This is a genomic window from Promicromonospora sp. NPDC050249, from assembly GCF_040656015.1.
GTDB lineage: Bacteria > Actinomycetota > Actinomycetes > Actinomycetales > Cellulomonadaceae > Promicromonospora.
In genome coordinates this window covers 18535-35824 of sequence record NZ_JBFAKY010000036.1, presented here as the reverse complement: position 1 = coordinate 35824, position 17290 = coordinate 18535, and the positions used below count along the sequence as shown (strand labels likewise).

General features: G+C 71.3%; 16 protein-coding genes. 14 read left to right on the top strand and 2 right to left on the bottom strand.

Annotated features, from left to right (window positions below):
* The first annotated feature begins 46 nt into the window (after nucleotides 1-46).
* The 10 genes from AB0I32_RS22820 (at nucleotide 47) to AB0I32_RS22775 (ending at nucleotide 10389) form a co-directional block, all read left to right on the top strand.
* Nucleotides 47-1465: an ATP-binding cassette domain-containing protein gene (locus tag AB0I32_RS22820; protein WP_357510261.1), complete on the top strand. Its 1419-nt coding sequence runs from the start codon at nucleotides 47-49 to the stop codon at nucleotides 1463-1465.
* Nucleotides 1462-2223, top strand: coding sequence for a hypothetical protein (locus AB0I32_RS22815; RefSeq protein WP_357510225.1), 762 nt, complete (start codon nucleotides 1462-1464; stop codon nucleotides 2221-2223). The genes AB0I32_RS22820 and AB0I32_RS22815 overlap by 4 nt, the downstream gene beginning before the upstream one ends.
* 292 nt (nucleotides 2224-2515) lie before the next feature.
* Nucleotides 2516-4396, top strand: coding sequence for an acetolactate synthase large subunit (locus AB0I32_RS22810; protein WP_357510223.1), 1881 nt, complete (start codon nucleotides 2516-2518; stop codon nucleotides 4394-4396).
* Between the two features lie 16 nt (nucleotides 4397-4412).
* Nucleotides 4413-4937 carry an acetolactate synthase small subunit gene (gene ilvN / locus AB0I32_RS22805; RefSeq protein WP_116676587.1) on the top strand — a complete coding sequence of 175 codons (525 nt, stop codon included), beginning with the start codon at nucleotides 4413-4415 and terminating at the stop codon, nucleotides 4935-4937.
* 60 nt (nucleotides 4938-4997) lie between these two features.
* Nucleotides 4998-6044, top strand: coding sequence for a ketol-acid reductoisomerase (gene ilvC, locus AB0I32_RS22800; RefSeq protein ID WP_357510259.1), 1047 nt, complete (start codon nucleotides 4998-5000; stop codon nucleotides 6042-6044).
* Between the two features lie 207 nt (nucleotides 6045-6251).
* Nucleotides 6252-6857, top strand: coding sequence for an ASCH domain-containing protein (locus AB0I32_RS22795; protein WP_357510221.1), 606 nt, complete (start codon nucleotides 6252-6254; stop codon nucleotides 6855-6857).
* Between the two features lie 91 nt (nucleotides 6858-6948).
* Complete coding sequence (locus AB0I32_RS22790) at nucleotides 6949-7347, top strand: VOC family protein (RefSeq protein WP_357510219.1); 399 nt, start codon at nucleotides 6949-6951, stop codon at nucleotides 7345-7347.
* 45 nt (nucleotides 7348-7392) lie between these two features.
* The gene (locus tag AB0I32_RS22785; protein WP_357510217.1) at nucleotides 7393-7938 is read left to right on the top strand and encodes a pyridoxamine 5'-phosphate oxidase family protein; all 546 of its coding nucleotides are present in this window, start codon (nucleotides 7393-7395) and stop codon (nucleotides 7936-7938) included.
* A gap of 104 nt (nucleotides 7939-8042) precedes the next feature.
* The gene (locus AB0I32_RS22780; RefSeq protein ID WP_357510215.1) at nucleotides 8043-9101 is read left to right on the top strand and encodes a 3-isopropylmalate dehydrogenase; all 1059 of its coding nucleotides are present in this window, start codon (nucleotides 8043-8045) and stop codon (nucleotides 9099-9101) included.
* A gap of 157 nt (nucleotides 9102-9258) precedes the next feature.
* Nucleotides 9259-10389: a branched-chain amino acid aminotransferase gene (locus AB0I32_RS22775; protein WP_357510213.1), complete on the top strand. Its 1131-nt coding sequence runs from the start codon at nucleotides 9259-9261 to the stop codon at nucleotides 10387-10389.
* A gap of 52 nt (nucleotides 10390-10441) precedes the next feature.
* On the opposite strand, the gene AB0I32_RS22770 is transcribed toward AB0I32_RS22775, so the two are convergent.
* On the bottom strand, nucleotides 10442-11266 hold the full coding sequence (locus tag AB0I32_RS22770) for a GAP family protein (protein WP_357510211.1): 825 nt from the start codon (nucleotides 11264-11266) through the stop codon (nucleotides 10442-10444).
* Nucleotides 11267-11375: 109 nt separating this feature from the next.
* On the opposite strand from AB0I32_RS22770, the gene AB0I32_RS22765 reads away from it, so the two are divergent.
* From AB0I32_RS22765 to AB0I32_RS22755, 3 genes are all read left to right on the top strand, one after another.
* Nucleotides 11376-12776 (top strand): histidine kinase, encoded by a 1401-nt coding sequence (locus AB0I32_RS22765; RefSeq protein ID WP_357510209.1) that lies wholly within the window; start codon nucleotides 11376-11378, stop codon nucleotides 12774-12776.
* Nucleotides 12773-13432, top strand: coding sequence for a response regulator transcription factor (locus AB0I32_RS22760; RefSeq protein WP_357510207.1), 660 nt, complete (start codon nucleotides 12773-12775; stop codon nucleotides 13430-13432). Before AB0I32_RS22765 ends, AB0I32_RS22760 begins: the two co-directional genes overlap by 4 nt.
* Before the next feature lie 94 nt (nucleotides 13433-13526).
* Nucleotides 13527-15293 carry a cellulase family glycosylhydrolase gene (locus tag AB0I32_RS22755; RefSeq protein ID WP_357510205.1) on the top strand — a complete coding sequence of 589 codons (1767 nt, stop codon included), beginning with the start codon at nucleotides 13527-13529 and terminating at the stop codon, nucleotides 15291-15293.
* Nucleotides 15294-15374: 81 nt separating this feature from the next.
* On the opposite strand, the gene AB0I32_RS22750 is transcribed toward AB0I32_RS22755, so the two are convergent.
* Nucleotides 15375-15959, bottom strand: a complete 585-nt coding sequence (locus tag AB0I32_RS22750; protein ID WP_357510203.1) for a DUF6069 family protein — start codon at nucleotides 15957-15959, stop codon at nucleotides 15375-15377.
* Between the two features lie 159 nt (nucleotides 15960-16118).
* Here AB0I32_RS22750 and AB0I32_RS22745 point away from each other — a divergent pair, with 159 nt between their 5' ends.
* Nucleotides 16119-17237 carry a hypothetical protein gene (locus tag AB0I32_RS22745; RefSeq protein WP_357510201.1) on the top strand — a complete coding sequence of 373 codons (1119 nt, stop codon included), beginning with the start codon at nucleotides 16119-16121 and terminating at the stop codon, nucleotides 17235-17237.
* The last annotated feature ends 53 nt before the right edge of the window (nucleotides 17238-17290 follow it).

Here is a 17290-nt window from a genome sequence, read left to right as displayed (position 1 = left end):
GACTCCGGGTCGGCGGCTGTCCGGAATGCCCTACCCTGTGCGGGTGATGCCAGGGAGCGACACAGCGGTCGAGACGCTCGGCCTGCGCAAGTCCTACCGGTCGCTGCGGGGGAGAGTCGTCGGCGTCGAAGGCCTGGATCTCCGCGTGCCGACCGGAGGCGTCCACGCGCTGCTGGGCCTGCCAGGGTCGGGCAGGACCACGACGCTGCGCCTCCTCACCGGCCTGGCGCACGCCGACGGCGGCGCCATCAAGATCTTCGGCGTACCCGTACCTGACGGCCTGCCCGACCTCGCCGGCCGCATCGGCGCCGTCGTCGGCAGGAACGGGTTCCACGGCAACCTGAGCGGCCGCCGCAACCTGGCTCTCCTCGCGAGCGCGGCCGGGGTACCGCGCGCGCGGGTGGACGAGGTGCTCGCACGGGTACTCCTCACCGACCGCGCCAAGGCGGCCTACGGCACCTACTCGGCCGACGAGGGACGCCGCCTCGCGCTCGCCGCTGCGCTCCTGGGTGACCCCGACCTGCTCGTCGTCGACGAGCCGAGCGCCGGGCTCGACGCCGTCGGCACCCGCGAGATCCGGCAAGCCCTGCGGCGCCTCGCCGACCAGGGCAAGACGGTGCTGGTCGCGACCGGCGTCCTGACCGAGGCGCAGCAGATCGCGGACACGGTGACGGTGCTCGACGACGGGCGTGTCCTCGCACAGGGCATGGTGGCCGACCTCCTGGGTGACGCCGAGGTGACCGTCCGCGTCCGCCTCGACGAGCCGGGGGCGGCGGCGACGGTTCTGCGCGCCGCCGGGTTCAAGGTCCGGGTCAGCACCGCCGACGGCGGGACGCTGCACGTCGACGGCGTCACTGAGCCGGCGGACATCACCAGGACGCTCGCGAAGCAGAAGCTCTTCGTGAGCGAGCTGGTGCCGCTGCGGGAGGACCTGGCGGCCGTCGTGGGGCGGCTGCGGCCGGTAGCGGCACCTGAACCGAAGGTCGTGAGCCGTGCGGAGGAGCGGGCCGTCCGCAAGGCCGCCGAGCGGCAGGCCGCCGACCGCAGGAAGGCGGCCGAGCAGCGCAAGGCCGACAAGGAAGCGGCAGCGAAGCAGACCGCGGCGAGCGCAGAGCTCGCCGAGAAGGCGACCGCGAAGCAGGCGGCCGCCGACGAGAAGGCGGCTGCCAGGCAGGCGGCGTCCGACGAGAAGGCCACGGCGAGGGAAGCGGCTGTGGCCGAGAAGGCGGCCAGGAAGGCGGGCAGCCAGCAGCCCGAGGCGCAGCGGCAGGACGCGCCGACGCCGGATGCCTCCAAGCCGAGCGCCCCCAAGCCGAGCGCCCCCAAGCCGAGCGCCCCCAAGCCGAGCGCCCCCAAGCCGAGCGCCCCCAAGCCGAGCGCCCCGAAGCCCAAGCCGAGAGCCGAAGAGCCGAGCGCCCCCGACCAGGGCACCTCGAAGTCGCAGCGCGCGAGGGGAAACCGATGACGGGCCTGGTGTGGGCGGAACTGCGGCGGTTCGGCGTGCGGCCGGCGATCCGCTGGATCGCCGCGGGGATGCTGGCGCACGTGGTGCTGGCGGTCGTGCTGACGACGTTCGAGGCTGACACCTCGACGCTCGCCGCGATGCTGGGCGAGAGCCGGCTCTCGTTCTACGCGATGACGTCGGTGTTCCTGGCCTACGTGGCGGGCGTGCTGCTCGTGACGGGAGACGCGGCGTCGGGCGGCACGCGGGCCCTGCTGACCGTCGAACCGCGTCGGGGACGTGTGTACTGGAGCAAGGTGGCGGCCGCGGCGCTGGCGGTCCTGCCGGGCGTGGCCGCGGCGTACGCGCTGCTCGCGGTGGGTACGTACGCGGTGCAGGCTCGCGCGGGAGCGCTCGGCGGGCCGCCGGCCGACCTGGCGCTCGCGCTCACGTGGAGCGGCGTGCGGGTGCTCGCGCTCGCGGCCTGTGCGGCGGCCGGTGGTGCGGCGCTGGGTGTGCTGGTGCGCCGCTGGTGGGTCGCCGTCCCGCTCGTCGTGGCGTGGGTCCTGGTCGAGGAGACGGTCCTGAGCGCGGCGGCCAGGGGCCGGGAGTGGTTCCCGGTCGCGAACGCGGACGGATGGGTCCGCGGCGCGCCCGACGCCCTGTCCGGGGACGGGCTGCTCGCCGTCCCGCTCGTGCACGGCCCGCTTCTGCTGCTGGGGGTCACGGCGGTGCTGACCGTCCTCGGCTGGGTGACGTTCCGGCACCGGGACGTACCCTGACCGCCTTACCGCTGCGCCGCTGCGGCGCGGGATCCTGCGGCTGGAGACCCTTGTCGTCTCGGATCGTGGGACCATCGGCCCGCTGAGTGACATCGCCGCAGATTCGGCGTAACGTGCGTCACGTGCAGACGATCATTCTTGTAGTACTTCCTGAGCGCGCGGCCTAAGCCCAGCACAGGCATCGTCCGCGCGCTCACCCTGGCAGTCCTTGCTCCCCAAGGACCCGGGGTTTTTTTGTTGTCACGAACGCTCGCTTTCGCCCCAGGACGGGGCGCGACGGCAGGAGATCCGTATGACCGGCACACCGACACCCGCACAGATCGCTGCGCGCGCCGAGGCGCGTGACCAGGTGCGCACCGAGCTTCGGTCCCGCGTGGTTAGCGGCAAGGCCGAGCCCGAGGCCGCGACGCCTCGCGTCGGTCCGGAGGAAGTCACAGGTGCGCAGTCCATCGTCCGCTCGCTCGAGGAGGTCGGTGTCGACACCGTCTTCGGTATTCCGGGTGGCGCGATCCTGCCTCTCTACGACCCGCTGATGGACTCCGCCAAGCTCCGCCACATCCTCGTGCGGCACGAGCAGGGCGGCGGCCACGCGGCCTCGGGCTACGCCCACGCGACCGGCAGGGTCGGGGTGACCATGGCGACGTCGGGCCCCGGCGCGACCAACCTGGTGACACCGATCGCGGACGCGCACATGGACTCGATCCCGCTCGTCGCGATCACCGGCCAGGTCGCCTCCGCGGCGATCGGGACGGACGCGTTCCAGGAGGCCGACATCGTCGGCATCACGCTCCCGATCACCAAGCACAACTTCCTGGTCACCGACCCGGCAGACATCCCGCGCACCATCGCGGAGGCGTTCCACATCGCCTCGACGGGGCGGCCGGGGCCGGTGCTGGTGGACATCTCGAAGTCGGCGATGCAGTCGCGCACCACGTTCTCGTGGCCGCAGGAGCTGCAGCTGCCCGGATACCACCCGGTGACGAAGCCGCACTCGAAGCAGATCCGAGAGGCCGCGAAGCTGCTGGCCACCGCGAAGCGCCCCGTGCTCTATGTGGGCGGCGGCGTGATCCGGTCCGGCGCGGCGGACCTGCTGCGCCAGCTCGTGGACCTGTCCGGGGCGCCCGTCGTGACGACCCTGATGGCCCGCGGTGCGGTGCCGGACAGCCACCCGCAGCACCTCGGCATGCCCGGGATGCACGGCACGGTGCCCGCGGTGGCGGCGCTGCAGAAGGCGGACCTGGTCTTCGCGCTCGGCGCCCGGTTCGACGACCGCGTGACGGGCAAGCTCTCGAGCTTCGCCCCGCTGGCCGCGATCATCCACGCGGACATCGACCCCGCGGAGATCGGCAAGAACCGCGAGGCGGACGTCCCGATCGTCGGTGACCTCCGCGAGGTCATCGGCGACCTGCTGCCCGAGCTGGCCAAGGAGCACGAGACGCACGGCAAGCCCGACATCGAGGGCTGGTGGCACCAGCTCGACGAGTGGCGCAGGACCTACCCCCGCGGCTACACCCAGCCGGAGGACGGCAACCTGTCGCCGCAGCACGTGATCCAGCGCCTCGGCGAGCTGACCGGGCCGGACGGCATCTACGTCGCGGGCGTGGGACAGCACCAGATGTGGGCGGCCCAGTTCATCAGCTACGAGCGGCCCAACACCTGGATCAACTCCGGCGGTCTCGGCACCATGGGCTACTCCGTCCCCGCTGCGATGGGCGCGAAGGTCGGCCAGCCGGACCGGACGGTCTGGGCGATCGACGGCGACGGCTGCTTCCAGATGACCAACCAGGAGCTCGCCACCTGCACGATCAACGACATCCCGATCAAGGTCGCGGTGATCAACAACAGCTCGCTGGGCATGGTGCGGCAGTGGCAGACGCTCTTCTACGAGTCGCGCTACTCCAACACCGACCTGCACACCGGCCACGGCACCATGCGCGTGCCGGACTTCGTGAAGCTCGCCGACGCGTACGGCTGCGAGGGCATCCGCGTGGAGCACGCCTCCGACGTCGACGCCGCGATCAAGCGGGCCAACGAGATCGACGACCGTCCGGTGGTCGTGGACTTCACCGTCTCGCGTGACGCGATGGTGTGGCCCATGGTCGCCGCCGGCGTGAGCAACGACGACATCCAGTACGCACGCGGCATCTCGCCGGCGTGGGACCGAGAAGACTGAGCGAGGACTGCATCCCATGTCGAGGCACACCCTGTCCGTGCTCGTGGAGAACAAGCCCGGCGTGCTCACGCGCGTCGCCGGGCTGTTCGCCCGGCGCGCGTTCAACATCCACTCCCTGGCGGTGGGCCCCACGGAGCACGAGGAGATCTCGCGCATCACCGTGGTGGTCGACGTCGAGGAGCACCCCCTGGAACAGGTCACGAAGCAGCTCAACAAGCTGATCCACGTGATCAAGATCGTCGAGCTCGAACCCGAGTCGTCGGTGCACCGCGAGCTGCTGCTCGTCAAGGTGCGGGCCGACGCCGCCACCCGTACCGGGGTGCTCGAGGTCGTCGAGATGTTCCGGGCGCGCGTCGTCGACGTCGTGCCGGAGTCCGTGGTCATCGAGGCCACGGGACCCGCCGCGAAGCTCGACTCCCTCCTCGCGGCGCTGGAACCGTACGGCGTCCGTGAGATCGTCAAGTCCGGGACCCTGGCCATCGGCCGGGGCGCCCGCAGCATCACCGACCGCGCCTTCGAGCGCGCCGTCCGGTCCGCGTGAGATACCGCGTGCCTGCCTGACCGCCTGACCTACCGACTTACTCTCCATCCCAGAAATCACATTGAAGGAGCAAGAACCGTGGCTGAGCTGTTCTACGACGATGACGCCGACCTGTCGATCATCCAGCAGAAGAAGGTTGCCGTGATCGGCTACGGCAGCCAGGGCCACGCGCACGCCCTGAACCTGCGTGACTCCGGCGCCCAGGTGACCGTGGGTCTGCGCGAGGGCTCGGCATCCCGCGAGAAGGCCGAGAACGAGGGCCTCGCGGTCGCGACGGTGCCGGACGCCGTCCGGGATGCCGACGTCGTCGTCATCCTCGCGCCCGACCAGGTGCAGCGGCACGTGTACGCCGACGACATCGCGCCGAACCTCAAGGAGGGCGCGGCGCTCGTCTTCGGGCACGGCTTCAACATCCGTTACGGCTACATCAAGCCCGAGGCCGGCCACGACGTGCTCATGGTCGCCCCCAAGGGGCCGGGCCACATCGTGCGCCGCGAGTTCGCCGACGGCCGCGGCGTGCCCGTGATCGTCGCCGTGGAGCAGGACGCCTCCGGTGCCGCCTGGGAGCTCGCCCTGTCGTACGCCAAGGGCATCGGTGGCCTGCGCGCCGGCGGCATCAAGACGACGTTCACCGAGGAGACCGAGACCGACCTGTTCGGTGAGCAGGCAGTGCTCTGCGGCGGTGCCTCGCAGCTGGTCCAGTACGGGTTCGAGACGCTGACCGAGGCCGGCTACCAGCCGGAGGTCGCGTACTTCGAGGTGCTGCACGAGCTCAAGCTGATCGTCGACCTCATGGTCGAGGGCGGCATCGCCAAGCAGCGCTGGTCGGTCTCCGACACGGCCGAGTACGGCGACTACGTCTCCGGTCCGCGGGTCATCGACCCGAGCGTCAAGGAGAACATGAAGGCCGTGCTGGCCGACATCCAGAACGGCGCCTTCGCGGAGCGGTTCATCGCCGACCAGGACGCCGGCGCCCCCGAGTTCAAGGAGCTGCGCGCCAAGGGCGAGCAGCACCCGATCGAGGCGACGGGCCGCGAGCTGCGCAAGATGTTCTCGTGGATCAAGCCGTCCGACTCGGACTACGTCGAGGGCTCCGCGGCACGCTGACCCTGACGAGCTGATCCAGGCAGGCTCGACGGCCTGGGGGAGCGTGTACCGATCCGGGGTGTGTTGCTCTGTGTAGACAGTGTCTACGCAGAGCAACACACCCCGGATCTGTTGTGTCGCCCGGAGCCTCCCGGCAGTTGCTCCGTCTCCGTCCGGCTCCGGCCGACCGGCTACCCGGGACCTTCGGGTACTGGCAGGATGTCCCCCGTGACCGACGACGCGACGCCTGAGAACACCGAGCGCACCTCCGAGACAGCCGGCCCCGAGGCGTTCGACCCCGCGACCTTCGACCCCGAGGCAGTGTCAGCGGAGGACTCCGCACTCGCCGGAGAGGTCCTCGACTTCTGGGCCGCCACGCGCCAGTACGCGGGCCTGGCCAAGGCGAGCATCGTGGTGGGCCAGACCGTCGGCGAGACCGTGCCGCCGCAGGCCTGGTCGTTCGGCGACGAGCCGGAGCTCGCCGAGCAGCTGCTCGGTGCGGTGCTCGCGGGGGAGAAGACGGCGACGTCGTCCGCCCTGTGGGACTACGACGCCGAGGGCGCTCCGCTGCCCGTCGCCGGTGAGCTGTCGATCCTGCTGGACGGCGAGAACCACCCGCGCGCCCTGATCCGCACGACGAGCGTCGAGACCACCACGTTCGAGGAGGTCGACGAGGACTTCGCGGCCGCGGAGGGCGAGGACGACCGGACGCTGGAGTCATGGCGCAAGGGGCACGAGGCCTACTTCCGCCGGAACCTCCCGGAGGGCCGGGAGTTCTCGCTGGACATGCCGGTCGTGTGCGAGCGGTTCGAGCTGCTCTACCCGCGGCTCTGAGGGAGTGCCAGCGGGAGTGTCAGTGACCCGTCCTACCGTGTGAGCATCGGCCCGGACCGACGGGCCGCCGTTCTCACGCGAGGTGATGGTTATGACGTTGCGCTGGTACTCGACGGTCGTCGAGTCGACCGACCACAAGAAGCTGGCCCGCTGGTGGGGCGAGGCCCTGGGCTGGCAGGTCATCTTCGAGACGGACGAGGAGTCCGTGCTGGTGCCCCCGTGGGCGCTCGAGCTCTCGGAGAAGCTGGACTTCCACCAGGTGCCGCCGGGCATGGTGTTCGTGCCCGTTGAGCACGAGAAGGTCGGCAAGAACCGGCTGCACTGGGACTTCGCGCCGCACACGAGCGACGACCGGGACGCGGAGATCGCCCGGCTGGTCGAGCTCGGCGCGACGGTGATCGACGTCGGGCAGCCGGCCGACGCCACCTGGACCGTCCTGGCGGACCCGGACGGCAACGAGTTCTGCGTGCTCTCGGCGAGGGACCAGTAGCGCAGGCGGTCGATGAGTTCTGATGCCGGCCGTCGTCGGTCCTGTATGAGCACACACATCAAGGCCAAGAACCTCGGCGGCCTGTACGAGCTGTCGCCGCTCCAGTGGGAGCCCGTCGCCGCGGCGCTCGCGGACATCGGGGACCAGGCGCCCGGCGGCCGGGGTCCGGACCGCCACTCGCACTGGCTCACGACGGTCAACGCCGACGGCAGCCCGCACACCACCGGGGTCGGGGCGTTCTGGGACGAGGGCCGGTTCTACGTCGTGTCCGGTCGTGGCGTCCGCAAGGGGCGGAACATGGAGCGCGAGCCGCGGTGCACCATCGCCGTGGCGGCGGACGACTACGACGTCGTCGTCGAGGGCGTGGCCGAGCTGGTGACCGACCGCGCCACCGTCGCGCACATCGCCGAGGTGGCGGCCGCGGGCGGCTGGCCGGCGGAGGTGGACGAGTCCGGGACCGCGCTCACCGCTCCGTACAGCGCCCCGTCGGCGGGGCCGGCGCCGTGGCACGTGTACCGCGTGACCCCCACGAAGGCCAACGCCCTGTTCGTGCGGGAGCCGGGCGGTGCGACGTCCTGGACGTTCGAGTGATGCGCAGGCCGAACCCGCTCGACGGCCGTCCGATCGGGACATTCGTGCGTCCATTCCGTGAGACCAGCGTCTCATTCACCCGCTCGCGCGCGTAGGCTCCGGACATGGCACAGGTGGGTAGGACAGAGGGCATCGACCTCGCAGTGGTCGCAGGTGACGGCATCGGCACGGAGGTCGTGGAACAGGGCCTCGCGGTGCTCGAGGCGGCGCTGGCGCCGTCGGGCACCAAGCTCTCCACCACCGAGTTCGACCTCGGTGCGCGCCGCTGGCACACGACCGGCGAGACCCTCACCGACGAGGACCTCGAGAAGATCAAGAGCCACGACGCGATCCTGCTGGGCGCCATCGGCGACCCGTCGGTCCCGAGCGGCGTGCTGGAGCGCGGGCTGCTGCTCAAGCTGCGCTTCGCGCTCGACCACTACGTGAACCTGCGCCCGACCAAGCTCTACCAGGGCGTCACCAGCCCGCTGGCGAACCCGGGCGAGATCGACTTCGTGGTGGTCCGCGAGGGCACCGAGGGCCCGTACGTCGGCAACGGCGGCGCGCTGCGCGTCGGCACCCCCCACGAGATCGCCACCGAGGTCAGCGTCAACACGGCGTTCGGCGTCGAGCGCGTGGTCCGGGACGCGTTCGCCCGGGCGAACGCCCGCCCGCGCAAGCACCTCACGCTGGTGCACAAGCACAACGTGCTCGTGCACGCCGGCCACCTGTGGCGCCGCACGGTCGAGGCAGTGAACGCGGAGTTCCCCGACGTCACCACCGACTACGCGCACGTCGACGCCGCGACCATCTACCTGACGACCAACCCGAGCCGGTTCGACGTGATCGTCACGGACAACCTCTTCGGCGACATCCTCACCGACCAGGCAGCCGCGATCAGCGGCGGCATCGGGCTCGCGGCGTCGGCCAACATCAACCCCGACCGCACCGCTCCGTCCATGTTCGAGCCGGTGCACGGCTCGGCCCCCGACATCGCGGGCCAGGGCAAGGCCGACCCCACGGCGACGATCCTCTCGGTGTCCCTCCTGCTGGACCACCTCGGCTTCGCCGCGGAGTCCGCGCGGGTGCACGACGCCGTAGCGGCGGACCTCGCGGCCCGCGGGGACGCCGTACGCACGACCGACCAGGTAGGCCGCGACATCGCGGCCCGCGTGACCGGGTAAGCACGCTGCACGACGGCGGCGCCCGGGTCACGCAGACCGAACCGGGCGCCGCTTTCGTACGTCGAAGGCCGTCCGGGCAGGCGCCCGGCTCGGAATGCTCCTCCTGCCTTGCCGGGCGTGGAAGACTGACAACAGCATTCCGGTGAAAGGCATCGACATGACGACAACGACGGATCCCATCCTCCCGACGCGGCTCGAAGACCTGGTGGCGCTCTTCGACGTGCGGCCAACAGACGTGCCGACGCCGGACGCCGAGCGCGCCGCGGCGCTCAGCGCGCCGAAGTTCGGGACGGTGTTCACGGACCATATGGCGCGGGTCTCGTGGACCAGCGCCGACGGCTGGAAGGATCGGCGGATCGAGAAGTACGGTCCGCTGCAGCTCGACCCGGCGACGGCAGTGCTGCACTACGCGCAGGAGATCTTCGAGGGCCTCAAGGCCTACAAGCACGCCGACGGCTCGGTCTGGACGTTCCGTCCGGACCAGAACGCCGCCCGGTTCGCACGCTCGGCGCACCGGCTGGCGCTGCCCGCGCTCAGCGTGGACGACTTCATCGGGTCCCTGGCGGCCCTGGTCCGCACGGACATCGACTGGGTGCCCGGTGGCGAGGACTCGTCGCTGTACTTGCGGCCCTTCATGTTCGCGTCGGAGGCGTTCCTCGGTGTGCGGCCCTCGCTCGAGGCCGAGTACCTGGTGATCGCGTCGCCGGTCGGCCCGTACTTCGCGGGCGGGGTCAAGCCCGTGTCGATCTACGTGTCCGAGCAGTACCACCGGGCGGGGCCGCCCGGAGGCACGGGTGACGCGAAGTTCGGCGGCAACTACGCCGCCAGCCTGCTGCCGCAGCGCGAGGCGCAGAAGCAGGGCTTCGACCAGGTGTGCTTCCTCGACGCCGGGAGCAGCACGTACCTCGAAGAGCTCGGCGGCATGAACGTGTTCCTCGTGATGGACGACGGGACGGTCCACACGCCCGAGCTCGGCTCGATCCTCGAGGGGATCACCAGAGCCTCGGTCCTGCAGCTCGCCGGCGACCGCGGGTACCAGGTGGTGGAACGGCGCATACCGCTCGCCGAGGTCGTGGCCGGGCTCGGGTCCGGGAAGGTCAAGGAGTTCTTCGCGTGCGGCACCGCCGCCGTCGTGACGCCGGTGGGGCGCCTCGCGGGGAGCTCGTTCGACCACGAGATCAACGGCGGTGAGCCCGGCGAGCTGACGATGGCGATCCGCCAGGAGCTCACCGACATCCAGTACGGCCGCGCCGAGGACCGGCACGGCTGGATGCGCCGCCTGGCCTGAGACTCGCGAGGTAGAGCGGGCGTCCGGACGCCCGCTCTACCTCGCGAGCTGCTCAGCTCCAGAGGCGGCCGATCGCGTCGCGCGCCACGAGGAATCCCACGATCCCCACCACCCACGCGGTGGTGCTCGCCGCGTTCTTGGTCAGCCAGCCGTCCAGCCTGCCCAGCGGCCGTTCCACGAGCCGTGACGCGAACACCCGCGCCGCCGTCAGTACGAGGGCCGGCGCGATCATGACCAGGCAGTACCCGAGGACCCACAGGCCCGACACCGGCCAGCCCGGTCCCTGCGTCCCGATCAGGCCGAGCGCCGCGAGGTAGGGAAGCATCGTCGCGACCTCGACGAGCCCGGCCCCGATCGCGAGGGCCGCGAGCGCCCGCCCGCTGCCGGACTCGCTGCTGAGCACCCGCTCGCGCCAGCGGCCCAGCCGCCCGGCCCGGCCCGGCTCGGTGGCGGGCGGCGCGACCACCTGGCCGTTCGCCGCACCGGCTGTCGCCGCGCCGTCTGCCGTGGCCCCCGCCGCCGCAGCGTCCGGCTCCGTCGGCTTCTTGCCGCCGACCGGGTCGAGCTTGAAGCTCCACGCGAAGAGCGCGACACCGAGCACGAGCTGCGCGATGAGGAACGGGCGGGTGTCGGACAGGGTGCTCAGCGTGTCGCTCAGCGCGCCGGCGCCGAGCAGGATCGCCAGCCCGACCAGCGCGTAGAACCCGGCTATCGACCCGAGGTAGAGAAGCATCCGCCCCACGCGCACCCGCCCGGGCGACATGAGGAGCCAGACGGGGATCAGCAGGGTCCCGAAGCTCGTCGAGTCGATGAGTGCGAGCACGGCCAGGGCGCCGATCAGCGCGGCCCCCGTGAGCTCGGCGGAGAAGAAGTCCATGTGGCTCAGCCTGGTGCAGGCCCTGTGCCGGCGCATCGGCCGAAGCGCCGAGAAGGGGATACATCCTTCGGATGACACACGCCGCTCCGCCGCGTGCTGAGATGGTGGCATGTCCCGCACTGCCGACCTGCTCGCGCCGATCACCAGAGTGGTGCTGGCCGAGGACCGGCGTGGAGACGTCATCACGGCGGTCGGCCTGCTGGCCATCGCGCTCGCGCTCGACGCGCTCGGCCTGGTCCGGACGTCGTGGAGCGGGCTGGCCGGCGTGTCGTCGTGGTGGTTCGTCGTCCCCGCCGTCGTCGGCTGCACCGCGCTGGTGTGGCGCCGGTTCCACCCGCTCGGGGCGCTCGGTGTCGTCACCGTCGCGTTCGCCGCGGACGTGGCGCTCGGGGGAAGCGTCGGCCTGCTCGTCGTGCTGTGGGAGGCGCTGTACGCGGTGCACCTCCACGGCCGCCCGGCGGCGCGCCGGGTCACTGCTGTCGGCGTCGGCGCGGCATCGCTCGCCTCGATGATCGTGGTCGGCGAGGCCACCGGCGAGGCGAGGTTCGCGATCCTCGCCGGGCTCCAGGCGGTCACCCTCCTGGTCATGCCGATGTGGTGGGGCGCGAACGTCCGCCAGGGCCGGGAGCTCACCGCGGCCGCGCACGAACGGGCGCGGCTCGAGCGCGAGCGGGGCACCGCGCTGCTCAGCCTCTCCGAGGCCGCACGGCACGACGCGGTCCGCGCCGAGCGCACCTCCGTCGCCCGCGACCTGCACGACGTCGTCGCCTCCCACCTCTCCGCCATCACCATCACGTCGGGTGCGGCGCTCGCGGGCGAGCCGGAGCCCGAACGGGACCGTGCGGCGCTGCGCAGCATCCGCGCCGAGAGCCTCGCCTCGCTGCAGGACATGCAGGCCATGATCCGGGTGCTCTCCGCGGGTTCCACCGGGGCGCCGGGCGGCGGCTCCGACCTGCTGGCGGCACCGCGTGTTGCGCAGCTGCCACAGGTGCTGGAGCAGGTGCGGCTCGCGGGTCTGGAGCTCACGGTGACCGATCCCGACGGTGTGCTGACCGGCGACACGGTCCTGCCGGCGGCGGTGGACCACGCGGTGTACCGCGTCGTGCGGGAGTCGCTGACGAACGTGCTCAAGCACGGCGGTGCGCGGGTACAGGTGCGGGTCGCCGCGGCCGACACGCTGGAGCTCGAGGTGTGCGACGACGGCGTCCGTCCTGGCGGCACTACCAGCGACCCGGCCGACGTCGGCGAGGGGACCGGCCTGGGGCTGGTGTCGATGCGGGAACGGGTCGAGTCGCTGGGCGGCTCGTTCGCCGCTGGACCGGTGGAGGGCGGGTCCGACTGCCCGCCCGGCGGCGCCGGCTGGCGGGTCCGGGCGGTCCTGCCGCTGCCGGCCACGGTGGCGGACAGAGCGGCGGACGAAGTGGCGGACAGAGCGGCGGACGAAGCGGCGGACGAAGCGGCGGCGGAGCCTGCGCCCTCGGACCGGGCGATCCCGGGGCTCCACGCATGATCCGCGTCCTGCTCGCCGACGACCACGCGGCCATCCGGGCGGGCCTGCGCATGCTGCTCGCGACGGCCGGTGACATCGAGGTGATCGGCGAGGCCGGTGACGGCGCGGTCGCCGTGGCGAACGCGCGGGCGCTGCGGCCCGACGTCGTCCTCATGGACGTCCGGATGCCGGGGACCGACGGCGTGACCGCTACCCGCCAGATCGTCGAGGAGGGCCTGGCCGAAGTCCTGGTGCTCACGACGTTCGACCTGGACGAGTACGTGTTCGGCGCCCTGCGGGCGGGGGCCGCGGGCTTCCTCCTCAAGACCGCGGAGGCGACGGCGCTGGTCGACGCGGTACGGCACGTCGCGGCGGGCGACGGCGTGGTGGCGCCGGAGGTGACCCGTCGGCTCATCGCGAAGCTGGCCGAACCGCAGGAGGGGAGCGGCGCAGGCGGCAGGGGCGGCCCCGTGCGGGCCCTGCCGGCGGACCTGACGCCGCGGGAACGCGACGTGCTGGCCGGTCTCGGGTGCGGCCTGTCGAACGCCGAGCTCGCCGCCGAGCTGGTGATCAGCGAGGCCACCGCGAAGACCCACGTGTCGCGTGTGCTGGCCAAGCTCGGTGTCACGTCCCGGGTCCAGGCCGCGATCGCGGCCCGCGACGCCGGTCTCGCGTAGATCATCGAAGCGCTTGCGTCCGGCTATTGACTTCACCCTGGGGCGCCCCCAGCATGGGAGCGTTCCCACAGGTGCACACGAGAAAGGCCTCGTCATGCAGAGAACTGCGCGCACCCTGGCCGGCATAGTCGCCGGCCTCGCACTGACCTTCGCCTCGGTCGCCCCGGCGGCCGGAGCCGCGACGACCACCGCCCCCGAGCCCGGCAGCGCAGCCGGACAGACGCAAGCCACGGACAAGCACAAGCCCCGGTGCAAGCCCAAGCCCAGGTGCAGGCCCACCATCGCGGACATCGCCGCCGACATGCAGCCGGGCTGGAACCTTGGCAACACCTTCGACTCGACCGGCAGCGACGAGACGTCGTGGGGCAACCCGCGCGTCACGGAGGAGTTCCTGGACCAGATCCGTGCCCAGGGCTTCAAGAGCATCCGCATCCCCGTCACCTGGGGTCAGCACCAGGGCGGCGCTCCGGACCACACCATCGACCCGGCGTATCTCGACCGCGTCGAGGAGGTCGTGGACTGGGCGCTCGACGACGGCTTCCACGTGATGATCAACATCCATCACGACTCCTGGCAGTGGGTGAACACGATGCCCACGAACCACGACGCAGTGCTCGACCGCTACAGCGACACCTGGACCCAGGTCGCCGACCGGTTCCGCGACGCCGACACCCGCCTGCAGTTCGAGAGCGTCAACGAGCCGCAGTTCGCGAACAGCGCGGGCGAGGCCGCCGAGCTCGAGCTGCTCGCCGAGCTCAACAGTGTGTTCCACGAGATCGTGCGCGGCTCGGGCGGCCGGAACGCGGTCCGGCCGCTGGTGCTGCCGACGCTGCACACGGGCTCGGATCCGGCCCTGCTCGACGCGCTGGCCGCGGAGATCGCCGCCCTGGACGACCCGAACCTCATCGCCACCGTGCACAACTACGGGTTCTGGCCGTTCAGCGTGAACATCGCCGGGTACACCCGCTTCAACGCCGAGGTGCAGCAGAGCCTGACCGACTCGTTCGACCTGGTGCACGCCGCGTTCACCGCCCGCGGCGTGCCCGTGGTCATCGGGGAGTACGGGCTGCTCGGGTTCGACCGGCACACCGGGACCGTGGAACAGGGCGAGAAGCTGAAGTTCTTCGAGTTCTTCGGTCACGCGGCCAAGCAGCGCGGCTTCACGACCATGCTGTGGGACAACGGCCAGCACTTCGACCGCACGGCGTACACCTGGCGGGACCAGGCGCTGTTCGACCAGATCTCGTCGAGCTGGACCGAGCGGTCCGGGACGGCGTCGTCGGACCTGGTGTTCGTGCCCGCCTCGGGCGACGTCGCCGCCCAGAGCCTGACGCTCAACCCGAACGGGACCACCTTCGACGCCCTCCTGCACGACGGCGCGGAGCTGTCGGCCGGGACCGACTACACGCTCACGGGCGATCAGCTCACGCTGTCCGCCGCGCTGCTGGAACAGCTCGCGGGGGACCGCACGCCAGGTCTAGCCGACGAGCTGGTGGTCCGGTACTCGAGCGGCGTGCCGTGGACCGTGCGGATCCTCAACCAGGAGACGCCGGTGCTGCAGGGCGCGTCGGGCACGACGAGCTCGTTCGCGATCCCGACGTCGTTCACGGGCGACCAGCTCGCGACGATGGAGGCGAAGTACGCCGACGGGTCCAACGCAGGGCCGCAGAACTGGACGTCGTACAAGGAGTTCGCCCACACGTTCTCGCCGAACTACGACGCCGGGACCATCTCCCTCACCCCGGCCTTCTTCGCCGAGGTCAACGACGGGACGGTCAACCTGACCTTCCACTTCTGGAGCGGCGACACGGTGACCTACACCCTGACGAAGAACGGCACCGAGATCACGGGCACCCCCTGACCGGCTGCCGACATCGTCGAGTGCGTGATTCTTGCCCCGTCAGACCGGCTGACGGGGCAAGAATCACGCACTCGACGACGGTCAGGCGGTCGTGCGGCGGACCACCGTGCGGCTCAGCGTTCCCGTGAGCAGGGACCAGACCGCGCAGCCGATGACTATCCACACGATCGCGGCGAGGATCGCCGGAACGATCTCGAACTGGCCCGCGAAGGGGACCATGGCGAGGATCACCGTGGCCAGGGCGACCACCCAGCCGAAGAACGACCTCGGCCGCGGCGTGCTCATGACGAGCAGGTAGAGCACTATCGCCGCCACCAGGGCGAACAGCGCACCTGCCACCACCCAGGCCATCATGTCGGAGCCGGTGGCGAACAGGTCGGCCTGTGCCTGGACCTCGAGGTTGAGGACCTCCTCGAGGATGAAGTCGGCGGCCAGCCCGATGAGAGCCGCCACGACCATCGTCGCCAGCGCACCTGCCCAGAACCGCCCGACCTCGAGGCCGAGCCGCGGATCCTCTGTGCCGGACGTGACCGGCTGCACGTGTGCCTCCTCGGGCGTCTGTCCCACCGCCTGGGTGGGCATACCCGGGGCCTGAGCAGGCGGCGGGTGGACCGGCGGCGGCTGCTCCCCATACTCCTGCCCGTAGGGGCGGTTCGGGTCACTCATGGTGTACCTCCCGGTTGTAAGCCCTATGTCCCACTCCACCATGGAACCGAGCCACACGCACGGCGCAACAGGAACCACGTGGGTAGAGGTGCCCATGGTGCCCGCGTGCCGCGATCGCTATGGTCTGTGCAGTTGTTCCCCGGACACTGGAGGTGGGCTGTGAGCGGGTTCGTCGGTGCCGACGTAGAGCAGCTGCGGTCGATGGCCACGTCCTTGGACGGTGAGGTCGAGCGGCTGACGAGCGCGCTGGAGGCCGTGACCCGCGAGGTCGACGGGGTGCCGTGGTTCGGGCCGGCTTCCGAGGAGTTCAACGGCCTGTGGCACGAGCTCCATCGCCCGGCCGCTCTGGCGGCGGTGGTGGCCCTGTCCGACATGGCAGGGAAGCTCCGGACGAACGCCGACGCCCAGGAGCAGACGAGCGCCGACCTCGGCGGGAGCGCAGGCGCCGTGGGTTCCACGGCCGGGCCGGCGCCGTCGATGGTGCCGGTCGCGGCCCACCTGGCCCTCCCCGGGCGGGACGGCGACGGGGATGCGCCACCGGCCCCTGAGCAGGCCCCGCCGATGGGACCGTTCGCGCCCGGGCACGCTCCCGGAGAGGCGGGCGGGCCCGGTGTGGTGATCGGTCCGCCCACGAAGCCCCACATCGAGTGGGACGAGGACTTCGAGTACGGCTCCGCCGACCCGGGTTTCAACGACTACGTCGACTGGAACGCCTGGGGGCTCAAGGAGAAGGCCGCCCACCTGCATCCCGGCCTGCAGGACGCGGCCGACTTCTACAGCCACTACCGGGACAACACCGGGCTGCCCAAGGAGTTCGACTACGAGGAGGCGTACAGCGACGACGACCACGTGCGACAGCTCGTGGACAACGAGATCGCCCGGACGCAGCAGGGCGTCGACCAGCTCATCGCGTCCGGGGCGAGCGGGGAGTTCTCCGTGACCGGGGACGCCCACGCGACCTCGGCGGACAACCTCTACCCGAAGACGGAGAACTGGCAGAAGACCATCGGTGCGTACCAGCAGTGGAGCAGCGGCGACGTCAAGGTCGTCGGAGACCAGGCGACCATGACCGTGACGGTGCACGCCGAGGACTACTACAACTTCAATTCCGGCGACGAGGACATCGCGAGCGGGGCCCCGGACGACGCCAACGGGCGGTTCACGGAGCTGGGGTGGGCGAAGCCGTTCGAGAGCCACGGTCAGGTGACGCGAGTGGTCACGTGGACGGTCGGAGACCCGGGCAGCGTCAAGGTCGCGGAACCGGAAGGTGGTCGCTGATGAGCAGGCATCGCAGAGGGGCGCTCGTCTCTGGGCTCGCGGCAGTGCTGCTG

Excerpts from the sequence above, each read along its gene's own strand:
- AB0I32_RS22820 (WP_357510261.1), top strand. The coding sequence starts at position 47 with ATGCCAGGGAGCGACACAGCGGTCGAGACGCTCGGCCTGCGCAAGTCC.
- AB0I32_RS22815 (WP_357510225.1), top strand. The coding sequence starts at position 1,462 with ATGACGGGCCTGGTGTGGGCGGAACTGCGGCGGTTCGGCGTGCGGCCG.
- AB0I32_RS22810 (WP_357510223.1), top strand. The coding sequence starts at position 2,516 with ATGACCGGCACACCGACACCCGCACAGATCGCTGCGCGCGCCGAGGCG.
- ilvN (WP_116676587.1), top strand. The coding sequence starts at position 4,413 with ATGTCGAGGCACACCCTGTCCGTGCTCGTGGAGAACAAGCCCGGCGTG.
- AB0I32_RS22790 (WP_357510219.1), top strand. The coding sequence starts at position 6,949 with ATGACGTTGCGCTGGTACTCGACGGTCGTCGAGTCGACCGACCACAAG.
- AB0I32_RS22785 (WP_357510217.1), top strand. The coding sequence starts at position 7,393 with ATGAGCACACACATCAAGGCCAAGAACCTCGGCGGCCTGTACGAGCTG.
- AB0I32_RS22780 (WP_357510215.1), top strand. The coding sequence starts at position 8,043 with ATGGCACAGGTGGGTAGGACAGAGGGCATCGACCTCGCAGTGGTCGCA.
- AB0I32_RS22775 (WP_357510213.1), top strand. The coding sequence starts at position 9,259 with ATGACGACAACGACGGATCCCATCCTCCCGACGCGGCTCGAAGACCTG.
- AB0I32_RS22770 (WP_357510211.1), bottom strand. The coding sequence starts at position 11,266 with ATGGACTTCTTCTCCGCCGAGCTCACGGGGGCCGCGCTGATCGGCGCC.
- AB0I32_RS22765 (WP_357510209.1), top strand. The coding sequence starts at position 11,376 with ATGTCCCGCACTGCCGACCTGCTCGCGCCGATCACCAGAGTGGTGCTG.
- AB0I32_RS22760 (WP_357510207.1), top strand. The coding sequence starts at position 12,773 with ATGATCCGCGTCCTGCTCGCCGACGACCACGCGGCCATCCGGGCGGGC.
- AB0I32_RS22755 (WP_357510205.1), top strand. The coding sequence starts at position 13,527 with ATGCAGAGAACTGCGCGCACCCTGGCCGGCATAGTCGCCGGCCTCGCA.
- AB0I32_RS22750 (WP_357510203.1), bottom strand. The coding sequence starts at position 15,959 with ATGAGTGACCCGAACCGCCCCTACGGGCAGGAGTATGGGGAGCAGCCG.